Genomic DNA, 16619 nt, shown 5'->3' with positions numbered 1-16619 from the left:
ATTATATACACGCACGAATGTTTGTAAATTACAGAGGGCTTGCCGCTCCACCGGACCGCCCGCAAAGGTCAGGCCTGCGGGGTGACGGGATCGCCGACGGCGGCACCGGAGGTCGACAGGTCTGCCGGCACGACGTTCTCGGCCAGCCCCTGGATGCGACGGCGCACCATGTGGATGTGCGCGCGCAACTGATAGTGATAGTCGGCGTGTGACAGTGGCACGCCGATGCGCGCGACCGCGATTTCGATGCGGTCGAGGTCGTGCAGCCATTCGGCGCGCGAGCGCGTCGTGTCTTCCTGCAGCGCCTGGCGCTCCAGATCCTTCAGCTCGCCGTACCAGCGGTATAGCTTGCTGCGCACGCGCCATACGTAGAGCTGCGGCAGGATGCGGAACAGCGGCACGGCCAGGGCGAGCAGCGGCACCAGCAGCACGATCATGCGGTCGAGCAGGTTGGCGATGGAAAACGGAAGGTAGCGCTGCAGGAACGGCGGGCCGACCTCGTAGAAACGCGCCGCGCGCGGATGCAGCTCGAAGTCGCCGCCGTCGGACTGCGGAAACTCGCCCGGATGCTGAAAAACCGTGGCTTCGGCATGCGCCGGCTTCATCGCGCCCAGCATCAGGTCGATCAGCGCCGGATGCGTGTCCTCGCGCGCCACGACATAGGCGCGCGTCGCCACCATCGAAATGTCGCGCGACGGAATGTCGCGCACGAAGTCGATCGCACCGCGCGGCAGCGTCAATTCATTCAGATGGGGAAAGCGGCGCGCGTAGGCCGGTGACTGCGCCAGGCTCATCAGCGAAATGCCGTCGGCGTACAGCAGTGACCACACGCTGGCCGAATTGACCGCGCCGACCACGATCAGCGCATCGATCTTGCGCGTCAGCAGCGCCGCCACGCCGGCGGTGCCGCCAAGCGGCTTCAGCAGTCTTGCGTCACCGACGAGTGCATGCGCCTCCAGCAGTTGCAGCGCCAGATGGCGCGTGCCGCTGCCTTCGGCGCCAATCCCGATGCGCAGACCTTTCAGCTGATCCAGCCGGTCAAGGCCTGGCCGGCCACGATAGAACACCCATACCGGCTCGTAATAGGCTGCCCCGAGCGACAGCAGGCCCGGCGGATGGTCTTCTGCGCTGCCCCCCTGGACGAACGCGAAATCGACCGACTGTTCCGTGTCCATCAAGCGCTGCAGGTTTTCGATCGATCCGGCACTCTGCCGGACATCGACGCGCACGCCGAACGGCTCGATCAGCGGCTTGTAGCGCGCACAGTAGGTTTCGTAGGCCGAGCCTTCGGCGCCGCACGACACCGTCGTGGAATCGGGGGGTGCCGGCTTGATGTAACGGGCGGCGAACCAGAAGCCCGCACCGACGATGAGCAGTGCGGGCAGGACCAGCACGAACATGTCGCGAAAGGACAATTGACGCAGCCAGTTGCGCAGCGCGGACGCGCGCAGGGTGTAGGGCGGTGGAGGCGAAGTCATGCGGATCGGATCACGACGAAGATTGCGGCGGGCTCAAGTGTGCAACGAGTGCATCCGTTAACGGGACACGATGCGACATATTGAATGCACGGGCGGGCGGCTAGCTGCCATAAAAGACACTGACCAAAACCAGAGGTTCGTCCGATGGATGTAGTGGTGATCGACGACGCCCAGGTGAACCTGGTGCTCATGGCTGCGCTGCTGGGCAAGCTCCCCGACTGCGCGGCGACCTGTTTCCTGTCGCCTGCCGAGGCGCTCGAACACTGCATGCGCGAAGATCCCGATCTGGTGATAGTCGATTACATGATGCCTGACATGGATGGCATCGAGTTCATCCGGCGCTTCCGCAGTCACCCCGCCCGCTCGCAGACACCGCTGCTGATGGTCACCGCCGACCATGAGCGCGAAGTGCGCTACCGGGCGCTCGAATCGGGTGCCAACGATTTCCTGAACAAGCCGCTGGACCGCATCGAATTCACCTCGCGGGTGAAGAACATGCTGTTCCTGCGACGCAGCCAGGTCGCGCTGGCCAACCACGCGCGAACGCTGGCCGACGAGGTGCGCCGGGCCACCGCCGAAATCTACGGGCGCGAGCGTGAAACGCTGAACAAGCTGGCGCGTGCAGCCGAGTTCCGCGATCCTGAAACCGGCGCCCACATCCTGCGCATGGCGCACTACTCTGCACTGATCGCGCGCGCCATGGGGCTCGATGCCGACATGGAGGAATCACTGCTGATTGCCGCGCCGATGCACGACGTCGGCAAGCTCGGCACGCCGGACCACATCCTGCTCAAGCCGGGTCGGCTCGATCCGGACGAACTGGTGATCATGCGCAGACACGCATCGATCGGCCACGAAATCCTGAAAGATTCGGCATCGCCCTACATGCAGCTCGCCGCAACGATCGCCCTGACCCATCACGAGAAGTTCGACGGCACCGGTTATCCGAACGGACTGGCCGGCGAGGACATTCCGCTGATCGGCCGCATCGTCGCCGTGGCCGACGTATTCGATGCACTGACCTCGCCGCGTCCGTACAAGCCGGCCTGGGACCTCGACAAGGCAACCGCCTTCCTGATCGAGGGCCGAAACAGCCACTTCGACGCCGTCTGCGTGGACGCGCTGCTTGGCCAGTGGGATCAGGTACTGGACATTCGCGCCCGCTTTCAGGACGAAACCTGAGCCATGGATGACGCACTGACTCCGGGCGGCGGGCGTCTGCTGCAGCGCATCGCCGGACTGTTTGCACTGGTGTTCTGCATCAGCGTCGTCGGCAATGCGCTCTACACCGCGCACGAACAGTCGCAACAAACTCTGCAGCAGTTGCACCGCAATGCGCTGGCCGAAACACGCGTGATCGGCGAAAGGATCCAGCAGGCCACCCGTCTCGACCAGGGCAACCTCCTGCAGCGGCTGCCCGGCGACACCCGCCTGCAGGGCGCGGCACTGATCAGCAAGGATGGCGCCACGCTGGCGGCATTCCGGCATGACGCCGGACCGGGCTGGGTGCACACCGATCCGATCCTGTTCGAAGCGCCACCGGCGACACCGCACCCCGAAGTCCGCACCTTGTCGGTGAGCGGAAGCCGCACCGGCGGTAGCAGTCAGACGCGCGTCGTCAGCTGGGTTCCACTGGCCGGCGAAGGCGGACTGCGCTGGCTGCGCACCGAAACGGACAACGCTGAAGCACACCAGGTGTGGCAGCACATTCTGGCCGACAGCCTGCTGCATGGCCTGATCGCCATGCTGATCGGCATCGTCGCCCTGCACGTCCTGCTGCGCCGCCCGCTGACCGCATTGCAGCAGTGCACCGATTTTGCCGAGCGACTCGACCGGGCGACCGGCGAAACCCTGCCGACAGGCACCGGTTCGCTCGAAACCGACCGGCTGGCGCAGGCCCTGAACTGGGCATCACTGAGCCTGTACGACCAGCGCAGCGCGCTGGCCGAAAGCGAAGCTCACACCGGCGCCATCATGAGTGCCGCGATCGACGCGGTGATCACCTTCGACACCTTCGGCAATGTCATCGAGTACAACCCGGCGGCCGAACGCATGCTGGGCTGGACGCTGACCGAAGCGCGGCAACGCCCGGTGATCGAACTGCTGGTCACGCGCAGTCAGCGCGAACGCGACGAAACGGATCTGGTGCACTGGCTGGGCCGGCGCTTCGACGCCGTCATCGGTCATCACCTGCAGCTCGATCTGTACCGCAAGGATGGCGGCCTCTTTCCGGCCGAACTGGCGATCACCGCGTCGCAGATGAAGGGGCGCACGCTGTTCACAGCCTTCGTGTCGGACATCAGCGAACGCAAGGCGATACAGCAACAAATCATGCACGCGCGCGACGCCGCCGAAGCGGCCAACCGCGCCAAAAGCGACTTCCTCGCAAACATGAGCCACGAAATCCGCACGCCGATGAACGCGATCATGGGCATGACGGAACTGGCGCTCGACACCGACCTGACCGCCGAACAGCGCGAATACCTCGGCCTGGTGAAACAGTCCTCCGACGCGTTGCTGACGCTGATCGACGACATCCTCGACTTTTCCAAGATTGAAGCCGGCCACCTGGACTTCGAACAGATTCCGTTCAGCCTGCGCGACGTCATCGGTGGCGTCGTGCGCACCCTGCGACCGAAACCGGGCAAGCCTGTGGAGTTGCGCTGCCACATCGATCCCGCAGTGGCGGACGCGGTACTGGGTGACCCGATGCGGCTGCGTCAGGTACTGACCAACCTGCTGTCGAACGCACTGAAGTTCACCGAACGCGGACAGGTGGACGTCTCCGTCACGCTGGACGAACTGACACCCGAGGCCCAGGGCCTGCGCTTTGCCGTTCGTGACACCGGCATCGGCATTCCGCTCGACAAGCAGACGCTGATCTTCGACGCCTTCTCGCAGGCGGATACCTCGACCACGCGCAAGTTCGGCGGCACCGGCCTCGGACTGGCCATCTGCACCCGCCTGGTGCAGTGCATGGACGGCACGATAGGCGTCACGAGCACGCCCGGCGAGGGCTCGACCTTCCATTTCACCGCCCGCTTTCCGCGCGCCCTCGGCAGCGAGCTTGCACAACCGGATACCCGCTCGCTCGACAACATGTCCGTGCTGGTCATCGAACCGGATGCCGCCGCACGCGAGGATCTGGCGGCCAGGCTGGCGCACTGGCATGTCGTACCGAAGCTGTGCGCCGACCTCGACGCCGGCATTGGCGCCATCGTGTCGGCAGAAACCGAGGCACGCTGCTACCAGGCGCTGCTGGTCGACCTGGAGATTGCCCGCCGCGACGACTGGGCGCTGGTGCACACGCTGGGCGGCGAATACAGCCCGGAACTGCCCATCATCGTGCTGCATGACGGCGCGGCGCCCGCAGCGCACACCGTGCCGGTCGGCGTGAGCAGCCTGATCACGCGGCCGGTGCAGTCCGCGCAGCTGCTCGATGCACTGATGGCCGTACCCGGCATGCGTCCCGACACGTCAGCCGACATGCCGTCCGATCCGCCGGCCGCGCTGCGCGACAACCGTCCGCTGAACATCCTGCTGGCCGAAGACAACCCGATCAACCAGACGCTCGCACTGCGTCTGCTGGAACGGCTCGGCCATCACGTCGAACTGGCCGCCAACGGTATCGAAGCCGTGGCACTGGCCGCGCAGCGACGCTTCGATGTGATCCTGATGGATGTGCAGATGCCGCAGATGGGCGGCTTCGAAGCCACGCGGCACATCCGCGCCCAGGACGGCCAGCGGCACACACCCATCGTCGCAATGACCGCTCACGCAATGGCCGGCGATCGCGAAAAATGCATCGAAGCCGGCATGGACGGCTATGTATCGAAGCCGGTACAGGTACCGGCCCTGCTGCGCGCGCTGGACGAAGCACTCGGTCCGTCGGCAGCACCGCCGGTCAGCCGCCAGCCCGATGCGCCAGCGGCCGAATCACGATTCGACCGCCTGTTCATGCTCGGCAACCTCGGTGGCGACGAGGGCCTGATGCACGACATCATCGCGCTGTTCCTGCGCGACTACCGCAACACACTGGACGCGCTGGTGCAGGCATTTGCCGGCGGCACGCGTGAAGAACTGGCCATGCATGCGCATACGGTGAAGGGAATCGTGCGCAACTTCGGCGCCACCCGGGCGAGCGGCATTGCCGCTCAACTGGAACGCGGGGGCAGCGGCACGCCGGTGGAAGACCCACAGTGTGCGGCGTGGGTGGAACAGCTGGTCGACGAGACCGAAGCACTGGCGACCGAACTGCGCGCCGCACAGCAGGCGGCGCGCAAGGTCGCGTGAGCGAAGCCTGCGTTCAGCAGGCGCCCGACGTGCCGCGCTGGATGAATTCGATCTTGTAGCCGTCCGGGTCCTCGACGAAGGCGATCACGGTCGTGCCGTGCTTCATCGGACCGGCCTCGCGCACCACACGCCCCCCCAGCGCCCGGACCTGGTCACAGGTCGCATGGGCGTCGTCGACCTCCAGCGCGATGTGGCCGTACGCGTTGCCCATCTCGTAGGCGTCAGTGTCCCAGTTATGGGTCAGTTCGAGCACGGCGCCTTCGGATTCGTCCTGGTACCCGATGAAAGCGAGGGTGAACTTTCCGTCCGGATAGTCCTGCCGGCGCAGCAGGCGCATGCCGAGCACCTTGGTGTAGAACTCGATCGAGCGGTCGAGCTGGCCGACGCGCAACATGGTGTGCAGGATTCTCATGAGGTGACCTCGCAGGTTGGACGGTTCAGTGGGCGACGATGCGGCCCGGATGCTGGGTACGCAGTTCGCGTCGCGCGGCTTCGAAGCCGGGCAGGATCAGCGCCACGGTATCCCAGAAGGCGCGCGAGTGATTCAGTTCCTTCAGGTGCGCCAGCTCGTGTGCGATCACGTAGTCGATCATCGCCGGCGAGAAGTGGATAAGGCGCCAGTTCAGCCGGATCACGCCCTGCGCAGTACAGGTGCCCCACAGCGTGTTGGCCGAACTGAGCATGACGCGGGAAGGCGACACGCCGATGCGTGCGCCCAGTTCGGTCGCACGTTGCGTGAAGCGCGTGAGCGCTTCGCGCTGCAGGAAGGCACACACCGCATCGCGCACGCGGTCGTGGTCGGCATCGGCCGGCAGAGGCAGGCGCAGCATGTCGTCGTCGATCATCGGCCGGGCGCAGGTGTCGCCGAGCCGCAACGTCACATGACCGCCCAGCCAGGGCAGTCGTGCACCATCGCGCCAGTCGGTGCGCACGGGCGCACGGCGCGCGCGCACTTCGCCCAGTTTGGTGAATATCCAGCGTTGCTTCTCGCGCAGCGCCTCCTCGATCTGCGGCAGCGTCACCCAGTGCGGCGCGGTCACGCGCAGCCCGGATTCGCCGATCGAAAAACCGATCGAACGGCGACGCGAACGACGCAGCGCGTACTCGACGATCTGCTGCCCAAGCACGATATGACGCCCGCGCAGCGGCGGCGGCGCGGCGTGTTCCGGCGTATCGAGGGCCAACTCAAGCTGCTGCGGACAGGTGTTCGGCTTCATAGTGATGCGGAAAAAGTCGACGCATTTCACTTTCGATCCAGACCTGAGCGTGCCCGTTGATCTGTTCGGTCGTCAAGCCCTGTGTCGCGATCGGGGGGCCGATGCTCACGACGATTTCGCCCGGATACTTCAAGAAGGCGTTGCGCTTCCAGTAGTCACCCGCATTGTGCGCGATCGGCACCACGGGCGCACCGGTCACCTGCGCAAGCCGCGCGCCGCCGACCTTGTAGCGCCGCGTCTGCCCGGGTGGCATGCGTGTGCCCTCCGGAAAAACGGTCACCCAGAATCCCTGTTCGAGCAGTGTGCGGCCCTGCTCCTCGACCTGCACCAGCGCGTCCTTGCCGGCCGAGCGGTCGATCGCGATCATCGGCATGCAGCCCAGCCCCCAGCCGAAGAACGGAATGCGCAGCAGCTCCTTCTTGAACACGAAGGCGACGCGCGGCAGGATCACCTGCAGGCTCAACGTCTCCCACGCCGACTGGTGCTTGCACAGCACGACCGCACTGTGGGAGGGCAGGTTCTCGCGGCCGATGACGCGGTAGTGCAGGCCCACGATGAAACGCAGCGCGAACATCGTGAGGCGCGTCCAGGCGCCGATGATGCGGTAGCGAACACGCGGCGGCAGCGGCCGCACCAGGATGGCGATCAGCGAGAACGGCGGCGTGATGACGACGAGGAACAGGAAGAACAGGACGGAGCGAACGAAGGTCATCAGTCGGCAGTCACCGTGAGCGCGCGCACCATGGCGGCCAGATTGTCATAGATCCGGGCACCGCGCGGCAGCGCCGGATCGGCTTCGGTCTTGGTGCCCTTGCCGGTACGCACCAGCACCGGTTGCGCGCCGGCCGCATCGGCCGCCTGCAGGTCGCGTAGGCTGTCACCGACCACCGGCACATCAGCCAGATCAACGTTGAAGCGACTGGCGATCTCCAGCAGCATGCCCGGCTTGGGCTTGCGGCACGCGCACTTCGAATCGGCCGCGTGCGGACAGAAGAAGATGGCGTCGATGCGCCCGCCGGTCTGGGCAAGCGAGCGGTGCATCTTGTCGTGGATCGCAGCCAGGGTGTCCATGTCGAAGAGCCCGCGACCGACGCCAGACTGGTTGGTCGCCACCACGACGCGCCAGCCGAACTGGTTCAGCAGCGCGATCGCTTCGAGCGAACCTTCTATGGGTCGCCACTCCTGCGGCGACTTGATGAACTGGTCGGAGTCGTAGTTGATGACGCCGTCGCGGTCGAGGATGATCAGCTTCATCCGTCAGTCTTTCAGTTCGAGCCGCGAAATGTCCGCCACGGCATTCATCGCCGTGGCCAGCTGACCGAGCAGCGCAAGCCGGTTGGCACGCACGGCCGCATCGTCATCGTTCACCATGACGTCGTCGAAAAAACGATCGACCGGCGCACGCAGCATCGCCAGCGCGCTCAGTGCGCCGGCGTAGTTGCCATGTTCGACATGCTGATGCGCCATCATGTTTGCCGTGCTCAGCGCATGGTTCAGCTCGACCTCGGCATCTACCGCGAACAGCGCCGGATCGATGACGTCACCGACCTCGCCCGCCTTCTTCAGGATGTTCACGATGCGCTTGTTGGCCGCTGCGAGCGACTGCGCCTCGGCCAGTTCGGAGAACGCAACCACGGCGGCAAGCTTGGCTGGCACCAGATCGATGCGCGTGGGCTTGAGCGCCAGTACGGCATCGATTGCGCGCGCGTCGTGGCCGCCATCCTTGAGCAGGTTGCGCAGTCGCTCCTGCATGAAATCGAGCAGCTGCGCGGCGAACCCGGCGGTTTCGCCGGCGCCGATCTGGCCGGCACGGAAACCGCCGGCAGCGATCTGCACCAGCTGACCGAGATCGAGCGGCAGCGACGCGTCCATCAGGATGCGCAGCACGCCCAGTGCGGCGCGACGCAGCGCGAACGGATCCTTGTCGCCGGTCGGAATCTGGCCGATGCCGAAGAAGCCGACCAGCGCATCGATCTTGTCGGCCAGCGATACCGCGCAGGCGACATCGCCCTGCGGCAGCGCATCGCCGGCAAACCGCGGGCGATAGTGCTGTTCGACCGCCGCCGACACCGTGTCGGTCTCGCCGTCATGCTGCGCGTAGTAGCGTCCCATGACCCCCTGCAGTTCGGGAAACTCGCCCACCATGTCGGTCATCAGGTCGGCCTTGGCCAGCAGTGCGGCGCGCGCCGTTGCCATCACGTCCGCATCGAGCCGATGCGCGATTTCCGTCGCCAGCCGCTGGATGCGCATGACGCGGTCGAACTGGCTGCCGAGGCGGTTGTGATAGACCACCGACTCCATCTTCGTGATGCGTCCGGCCAGCGGCGTCTTCTTGTCCTGCTCGAAGAAGAAGCGCGCATCGGACAGGCGGGCGCGCACCACGCGCTCGTTGCCGGATACGATGTTGTGCGCATCGGCCACCTGCATGTTGGACACGACAAGAAAGCGGTTGAGCAGCTTTCCCGAGGCGTCGAGCAGCGGGAAGTACTTCTGGTTCGCTTTCATCGTCAGGATGAGGCATTCCTGCGGCACCGCCAGGAATTCCGGTTCGAACTGGGCGACGTAGACGACCGGATACTCGACCAGCGCCGTCACTTCGTCGATCAGCGCTGCGTCATCGACGTGATGCACGCCCTCACCCAGCGCAGCGCAGGCCTGGGCCAGCTTCTGCGTGATGAGCGCGCGGCGCGCCTCGAATGAGGCCATGACCGAACCGCGCTCATACAGCGTGCGGGCATACTCGTCGGCGCCCGCCAGCGTCACCTCGCCCTCGCCCATGAAGCGGTGGCCGCGCGTGCTGCGGCCGGACGCGTGACCGAAGGCCTGGCCTGGCACGATGCGGTCGCCATGCAGCATGACGAGTCCATGCACCGGTCGGACGAACTGGAAGTCGCAGTCGGACCAGCGCATCAGCTTCGGAATCGGCAGCTTCTTCAAGGCTTCGAGCACGATGCCGGCCAGTACGTCGTCGAGCGCAGCGCCGGGCACTGTCATCGCGTAAAACAGGGTTTCGCTCTTGCCGTCCATCCGACGCGTGAATTGCGGCAGCGCCTCGGCCGGGATGTTCTTCGCCAGCAGCTTCTTCAGCAATGCCGGTGTCGGCCGGCCCTCGGCGTCGAGCGCGACGGCGACCGGCATCAGCTTTTCGTCGACCACGGCATCGGGCGCACGGTCGGTCACGTTCTGCAGTGTGAGTGCCAGCCTGCGCGGACTCGCGTAGCGGTCCATGCGCGCATCGGCGGCGACCAGCTTGCGCTCGACCAGCGCCTTGAACACGCCGTCGGCGAACACTTCGCCCAGTCGCGACAGCGCTTTCGGCGGCAACTCTTCGGTCAGCAGTTCGACCAGTAATGTGGCGTGCATAATCAGTCCAGAATCAGCCGCCATGATCGGCGGCGTCGAAGCAATCGGTGATCAGGCGGCGCGCAGCGCTTCGATGCGGCTGCACTCTTCTTCGCCCAGCAGCGCGCGCAGGCGCGGGCTCGTCAGGTCGGCCATCGGAAAGCCGCGCTGCTCGCGCGACGCGTAGTAGGCCTGCGCCACCAGTCGCGCCAGTGCGCGCACACGACCGATGTAGGCGGCACGCTCGGTGACCGAAATCGCGCCGCGCGCATCGAGCAGGTTGAAGCTGTGCGAGGCCTTCATGACCATTTCGTAACCGGGCAGCGGCAGGCCGATCTCGATCAGGCGCTTCGCTTCCGACTCGTAGTCACCGAATTGCCTGAACAGCCACTCGACATTCGAGTGTTCGAAGTTGTAGGTCGACTGTTCGACCTCGTTCTGGTGATAGACGTCGCCGTAGCGGATACCGGGCGCCCACACCAGGTCATACACGTTCTCGACGCCCTGCAGATACATCGCCAGGCGCTCGGCGCCGTAGGTGATTTCACCGAGCACCGGCTTACAGGCAATCGACCCCACTTCCTGGAAATAGGTGAACTGCGTGACTTCCATGCCGTCCAGCCACACTTCCCAGCCCAGCCCCCAGGCGCCCAGCGTCGGCGATTCCCAGTCGTCCTCGACGAAGCGGATGTCGTGCTGCGACGGGTCCAGTCCAAGCGCACGCAGGCTGTCGATGTACAGCTCCTGAATGTTCGGTGGCGACGGCTTCAGCGCGACCTGGAACTGGTAATAGTGCTGCAACCGGTTCGGGTTCTCGCCATAGCGCCCGTCCTTCGGGCGGCGCGATGGCTGCACGTAGGCGGCGCGCCAGGGCTCGGGGCCGATGGCGCGCAGGAAGGTGGCGGTGTGGAAGGTGCCGGCACCGACCTCGATGTCATAGGGCTGCAGCAGGGCGCAGTTCTGGTCGCCCCAGAAGCGGGACAGACGCAGCAGGACTTCCTGGAAGGTGGGTGCGGCGGACATGGGCACTGGACGAATCGGAAAGCGCGGATTCTACCGGCTCGCCTTGCGCCGCACCATCGCCGCCCCGATCAGCAACAGCGCGCCGATGACCACCGGCGCATTGCCCCAGCGCATGAAGGGCGTCAGGCCCTGCTGGCCGGACAGTTCGACACGCAGTCCGGCACGCTCGAATGGCGGCAGCGCGGCGATGACGCGACCGTCGGCGCCGATCGCTGCCGTCATGCCGGTATTGGTGGCGCGCAGCATCGGCCGGCCCATTTCCAGCGCACGCAGCTGCGCGATCTGCAGATGCTGTGGCTGCGCCAGCGAATCGCCGAACCAGGCCGTATTGGACACATTGACCAGCAGCGTCGCATCGCGCGCAGCGGCGATCAGTTCCTCGCCGAACACGTCCTCGTAGCAGATGTTCACCGCGACCTTCTCGCCGGCCAGATCGAGCGGTGGCTGCACCGCCGCACCGCGGCCGAAGTCGGACATCGGGATGGACAGCAGCGACAGCGTCCATGCGAACAGCGGCGGCGTGAATTCGCCGAACGCCACCAGATGCGACTTGCTGTAGCGCGCATCCTCACGACCCAGTGCGACCGCACTGTTGAAGTAACGGGTGGTTCCCTCGCCATCGCGACCGATGGTGATGGCGCCCATCAGCACATCGGCGCCGGTGCGCCGCACTTCCGCCAGCCAGGCCGGATCGATCTCGTCGTACGGCACCGGTATCGCGGTTTCCGGCAGCACGACCAGATCGGCGGGCCAGGTGCGCGCGAGGTCGAGATAGGTCTGCATCGAATCGGGCAGACGTTCCGGCACCCACTTCAGGCTTTGCGGCACATTGCCCTGCAGCAGGCTCACGGTCAGCGTACGGCCCGTGGGCTCGGTCCAGCGAACGGCACCGAGCAGCGCGCCGCCGGCCAGCAGTGCGACCAGCGACACGATGGCCGGCCGCAAGGTCATCCGCTGCAGCGCCGCCGCGGCAAGCAGGGCGCCAATCAATGCGGCGACCCAGCCTGCGCCGTGCACGCCGAATACGGGCACGTACCCGGCCAGCGGGCTGGGCGGTGCGTGCGCATAGCCGCTGGCCAGCCACGGAAATCCGGTCAGCAGCGTGCCGCGCAGCCATTCGGTCAGCGCCCACAGACCGGCAAACAGCGGCGCGTACAGCACGCGCCCGGGGCGCAGCCAACACTGTGCTGCGCAGGCCGCCGCAGGGAAGAAGGACAGGTAAACGCAGAACAGGAAGGTCGCGAGCAGTGAAATGGCCATCGGCATGCCGCCGAAGTCGTGCAGGCTCACATGCACCCATGACACGCCGCCGAGGAACCAGCCCAGGCCGAACACGAAACCGGTCAGCGCCGCGGCACGCGGATTGCAGAGGGCGATCAGCCAAAGCAGCGTGGCCAGCGACAGCAGCGGGATCGGGAAAAGGCCGAGCGGCGCGAATCCGGCAACCGCCAGCAGACCGGCCGCACCGGCTGCGGCCAGCCTGACCGCCGGCTTCATTCGACCAGCGCTGCGTCGATCGGCGTGGCCGGCTTGATGCGATCCACCATCAGCGTATGCACGCGACGACTGTCGGCGCGCAGCACGGTGAAGCGCAGATCCTTCAGCTGGATGACTTCGCCACGTTTGGGCAGGCGGCCGAGCTGGTGGATGACCAGACCGCCGACCGTATCGAAGGCATCGTCTTCGAACTCGGTTGAGAAAACCTCGTTGAAATCCTCGATCTCGGTCGCCGCCTTGACGCGATAGCGCCCGGCCTGGTCGATCCGGATGTTGTCGGCCGACTCGTCGAAGTCGTATTCGTCCTCGATGTCGCCGACGATCTGTTCCAGCACGTCCTCGATCGTCACCAGACCCGCGACACCGCCGTATTCGTCGACCACGATGGCCATGTGGTTGCGGCTGGCGCGGAACTCGCGCAGCAGCACGTTGAGCCGCTTCGATTCCGGGATGAACACGGCCGGGCGCAGCATGTCGCGCAGGCTGTCGTCGTGGCCGGCCACCAGGCGCAGCAGATCCTTGGCAAGCAGGATGCCGATGACGTCATCGCGGTTGTCGCCGATGACCGGGAAACGCGAGTGCGCGGTGCGCAGCGCGGTGTCGACGATCTTTTCCAGCGGGTCTTCGATGTCGACGCAATCCATCTGGGCGCGCGGGATCATCACGTCGCGCACCGGCATGTCGGACACCTGGAGCGCGCCTTCGATGATGGACAGGGCATCCGCGTCAAGCAGATTGCGTTCGAAGGCGGAGTGCAGCAGCGCCAGCAACTGGTCCCGGTCTTCCGGTTCGCGCATCAGAAGATGGCTCAGCCGTTCGAGGAAACCCGGGCGATGTGGGGCAGAAGGACTACTGTCCATGCGGGGAGAGGAGAACGAACACAGCCCAAGTGTAACCCGAGCCGCGTGCAGGTTTCGAGTCAGGCGTGCGTCGCAGGGCGCGAGCGCACCGGCGCAGGCCGGGTTTCAACGGTCGTCGGCGTACGGATCGGGCAGACCCAGCCCGGCCAGGATGCGCCGCTCTTCCGCCTCCATCGCCTCGGCGTCGGCGTCCGACGTTTCGTGGTCCCGGCCCTGCAGATGCAGCGTGCCATGCACGATCAGGTGGGCCGCATGCTGCGCGAACGGCTTGCGCTGTGCGGTCGCCTCAGTCGCAAGAACCGGCTGGCAGACGACGAGATCGCCCGCCAAATGCGCGCCCTGCTCGTACGGGAACGACAGCACATTGGTCGCGTAGTCACGGCCGCGATAGTCGACATTGAGCGCACGGCCTTCATCGGCGTCGACGAAGCGCACCGTGATGTCGGCACGCACCACGACCTCCGGGTCGATTGCGGCACGCACCCAGCGCAGGACATCGGCGCGCAGCGGGCAGCCTTCCCGCGCACAGGCGTACTGCACCGACAGATTCAGCCGCATCAGCCGCGCGGTCCCCTGCGCATGGCTTCTTCGGCCTCGCGCTGCGCGTCGAACCGCTCGTAGGCGGACACGATGCGCGCCACCAGCGGATGGCGCACGACATCCTCGGCGAGGAATTCGGTCGTCGCGATGCCGCGCACGTCGTGCAGCACCTTGCGCGCTTCGCCCAGCCCGCTCTTGTGGCCGCGCGGCAAATCGACCTGCGTCAGGTCGCCGGTGATGACCGCCTTGGAGCCGATGCCCATGCGGGTCAGGAACATCTTCATCTGTTCCGGCGTGGTGTTCTGCGCCTCGTCGAGAATGATGAAGGCGTTGTTCAGCGTGCGGCCGCGCATGTAGGCCAGCGGCGCGATCTCGATCACCTGCCGCTCGAACGCGCGTGCCACCCGCTCGAAACCCATCAGTTCGTACAGCGCGTCGTACAGCGGCCGCAGATACGGATCGACCTTCTGCGCCAGATCGCCGGGCAGGAAACCGAGCCGCTCACCGGCCTCGACCGCAGGGCGGGTCAGCACGATGCGCGCGACGGTTTCGCGTTCCAGCGCATCGACCGCGCTGGCCACCGCCAGATAGGTCTTGCCGGTGCCGGCCGGACCGATGCCGAACGTGATGTCGTGTTCCTGGATCTGCTTCAGGTACTGCGCCTGACGCGGTGTGCGGCTGTGCAGGTTGCTCTTGCGCGTCAGCAGCGTGGGCGCACCGGGTTCCGGCAGCCCGCGATTCGACAGTTCGATCAGCCCGAGCTGGATGGCATCCACGCTCAGGTGATCCTTGGCGACGCTGTAGAAGTGGCGCAGCGCAACGACGGCCCGCTGCGACTGCACCGGATCGCCGCTGACGCGGAAATTTTCGCCGCGGCGGGCGATCTCGACGTCGTAGGCGGTTTCCAGTTGACGCAGGTTTTCGTCCAGCACGCCGCACAGATTGGCCAGCCGCGTGTTGTCCAGCGGTTCGAGCAGCAACTCGAGCGGTTTGGTTTTCAAGCGTCGACCGCCTCTCGCGTCAACACCGCGCCACGCAGGCTGTGCGGCAGCGCCGACTCGATGCGTACGTCGATGAAGTGTCCGACGAGCCGGGCCGGGCCGCTGAAATTCACGACGCGGTTGTTGTCGGTTCGGCCAGCCAGTTCGCGGGCGTCCTTGCGCGACGCCCCCTCGACCAGGATGCGCTGCACCGTACCCACCATGGCCTGGCTGATCGCCTGTGTGTGTTCCTCGATGCGCTTCTGCAGTCGCGCCAGTCGCGCCTGCTTCACCTCGGTCGGTGTGTCGTCCGCCATGTCGGCGGCCGGTGTGCCGGGCCGTGCGCTATAGACGAAGCTGAAGCTGTTGTCGAAACCGACGTCGTCGATCAGCTTCATCGTCTTTTCGAAGTCGTCGTCGGTTTCGCCCGGGAAGCCGATGATGAAGTCGGAACTGAGCGACAGGTCGGGACGCGCTGCGCGCAGCCTGCGGACCACCGCCTTGTATTCGAGCGCCGTGTAGCCACGCTTCATCGCCGCGAGGATGCGGTCGGAGCCGCTCTGCACCGGAAGGTGCAGCTGCGACACCAGCTTGGGAAGGCGCGCGTAGGCGTCGATCACCCGCTGCGTCATTTCGCGCGGGTGCGAGGTCGTGTAGCGGATGCGTTCGATGCCGGGCAGGTCATGCACGCATTCGAGCAGGAAGGCGAAGTCACCGATATCGTCCGAGTCGCGACTGATCGGCGCACGCCAGGCATTGACGTTCTGGCCGAGCAAGGTCACTTCCTTCACGCCCTGGCCGACCAGGGTCGCCACCTCGGTCAGGATGTCGTCGAGCGGACGAGACACTTCCTCGCCGCGCGTATAGGGCACGACGCAGAAGGTGCAGTACTTCGAGCAGCCTTCCATGATGGATACGAAGGCGGTGGCGCCTTCGACGCGCGCCGGCGGCATGTGGTCGAACTTCTCGATCTCGGGAAAACTGATATCCACCTGCGGCCGGCCGCTTTCGCGGCGTTTCGCGATCAGGGCGGGCAGTCGGTGCAGGGTCTGCGGGCCGAACACGAAGTCGACATAGGGCGCGCGTTCGACGATGGCCGCACCTTCCTGACTGGCGACGCAACCGCCGACGCCGATCAGCAGGCGCGGGTTGTCCTTCTTCAGGTGCTTGACCCGGCCCAGGTCATGAAACACCTTTTCCTGCGCCTTCTCGCGCACCGAGCAGGTGTTGAACAGGATCACGTCGGCCTCTTCCGGTCGATCGGTCGGCGTCAGGCCTTCGGACTCGCCGAGCACGTCGGCCATCTTGTCCGAGTCGTACTCGTTCATCTGGCAACCAAAGGTCTTGATATAAATCTTGCGGCTCATCGGGGCGAATTCATCCGGATCA

14 protein-coding genes are annotated in these 16619 nt (G+C 65.8%); 2 read left to right on the top strand and 12 right to left on the bottom strand.

The features are described from left to right. Positions 1-68 precede the first annotated feature (68 nt). Positions 69-1478 (bottom strand): TAXI family TRAP transporter solute-binding subunit, encoded by a 1410-nt coding sequence (locus tag ACTIFF_RS15185; RefSeq protein WP_439537588.1) that lies wholly within the window; start codon positions 1476-1478, stop codon positions 69-71. A gap of 144 nt (positions 1479-1622) precedes the next feature. On the opposite strand from ACTIFF_RS15185, the gene ACTIFF_RS15180 reads away from it, so the two are divergent. After that, positions 1623-2660 (top strand): HD domain-containing phosphohydrolase, encoded by a 1038-nt coding sequence (locus tag ACTIFF_RS15180; protein ID WP_439537587.1) that lies wholly within the window; start codon positions 1623-1625, stop codon positions 2658-2660. A 3-nt stretch (positions 2661-2663) separates the two neighbouring features. Next, entirely contained in the window at positions 2664-5771 is a 3108-nt protein-coding gene (locus tag ACTIFF_RS15175) for a response regulator (RefSeq protein ID WP_439537586.1), read from the top strand. Between the two features lie 13 nt (positions 5772-5784). Here ACTIFF_RS15175 and gloA read toward each other — a convergent pair whose 3' ends face one another. From gloA to miaB, 11 genes are all read right to left on the bottom strand, one after another. Further along, complete coding sequence (gloA, locus tag ACTIFF_RS15170; RefSeq protein ID WP_439537585.1) at positions 5785-6183, bottom strand: lactoylglutathione lyase; 399 nt, start codon at positions 6181-6183, stop codon at positions 5785-5787. 25 nt (positions 6184-6208) lie between these two features. Next, positions 6209-6988, bottom strand: coding sequence for a M48 family metallopeptidase (locus ACTIFF_RS15165; protein ID WP_306441231.1), 780 nt, complete (start codon positions 6986-6988; stop codon positions 6209-6211). Further along, on the bottom strand, positions 6957-7700 hold the full coding sequence (locus tag ACTIFF_RS15160; RefSeq protein WP_439537584.1) for a lysophospholipid acyltransferase family protein: 744 nt from the start codon (positions 7698-7700) through the stop codon (positions 6957-6959). Before ACTIFF_RS15160 ends, ACTIFF_RS15165 begins: the two co-directional genes overlap by 32 nt. Then, positions 7700-8242, bottom strand: a complete 543-nt coding sequence (gmhB, locus tag ACTIFF_RS15155) for a D-glycero-beta-D-manno-heptose 1,7-bisphosphate 7-phosphatase (RefSeq protein WP_439537583.1) — start codon at positions 8240-8242, stop codon at positions 7700-7702. The genes ACTIFF_RS15160 and gmhB overlap by 1 nt, the downstream gene beginning before the upstream one ends. A 3-nt stretch (positions 8243-8245) precedes the next feature. Next, positions 8246-10351 (bottom strand): glycine--tRNA ligase subunit beta, encoded by a 2106-nt coding sequence (gene glyS / locus ACTIFF_RS15150; RefSeq protein WP_439537582.1) that lies wholly within the window; start codon positions 10349-10351, stop codon positions 8246-8248. A gap of 51 nt (positions 10352-10402) precedes the next feature. Next, a complete protein-coding gene (gene glyQ, locus ACTIFF_RS15145; protein WP_306477078.1) occupies positions 10403-11353 on the bottom strand; it encodes a glycine--tRNA ligase subunit alpha in 951 nt (316 codons plus the stop codon). Between the two features lie 30 nt (positions 11354-11383). Next, positions 11384-12850, bottom strand: coding sequence for an apolipoprotein N-acyltransferase (gene lnt / locus ACTIFF_RS15140; RefSeq protein ID WP_439537581.1), 1467 nt, complete (start codon positions 12848-12850; stop codon positions 11384-11386). Next, positions 12847-13710, bottom strand: coding sequence for an HlyC/CorC family transporter (locus ACTIFF_RS15135; protein ID WP_439537580.1), 864 nt, complete (start codon positions 13708-13710; stop codon positions 12847-12849). Before ACTIFF_RS15135 ends, lnt begins: the two co-directional genes overlap by 4 nt. 105 nt (positions 13711-13815) lie before the next feature. Beyond that, positions 13816-14268: an rRNA maturation RNase YbeY gene (gene ybeY / locus ACTIFF_RS15130; RefSeq protein ID WP_439537579.1), complete on the bottom strand. Its 453-nt coding sequence runs from the start codon at positions 14266-14268 to the stop codon at positions 13816-13818. After that, on the bottom strand, positions 14268-15251 hold the full coding sequence (locus tag ACTIFF_RS15125) for a PhoH family protein (protein ID WP_257096708.1): 984 nt from the start codon (positions 15249-15251) through the stop codon (positions 14268-14270). Before ACTIFF_RS15125 ends, ybeY begins: the two co-directional genes overlap by 1 nt. Next, on the bottom strand, positions 15248-16597 hold the full coding sequence (miaB, locus tag ACTIFF_RS15120) for a tRNA (N6-isopentenyl adenosine(37)-C2)-methylthiotransferase MiaB (protein ID WP_439537578.1): 1350 nt from the start codon (positions 16595-16597) through the stop codon (positions 15248-15250). Before miaB ends, ACTIFF_RS15125 begins: the two co-directional genes overlap by 4 nt. Positions 16598-16619: the final 22 nt, after the last annotated feature.

The sequence above is a fragment of the Methyloversatilis sp. genome, assembly GCF_051861465.1.
GTDB lineage: Bacteria > Pseudomonadota > Gammaproteobacteria > Burkholderiales > Rhodocyclaceae > Methyloversatilis.
Note: the sequence above shows the minus strand (reverse complement) of the source record. Positions and strands in the feature narration are given on the sequence as shown.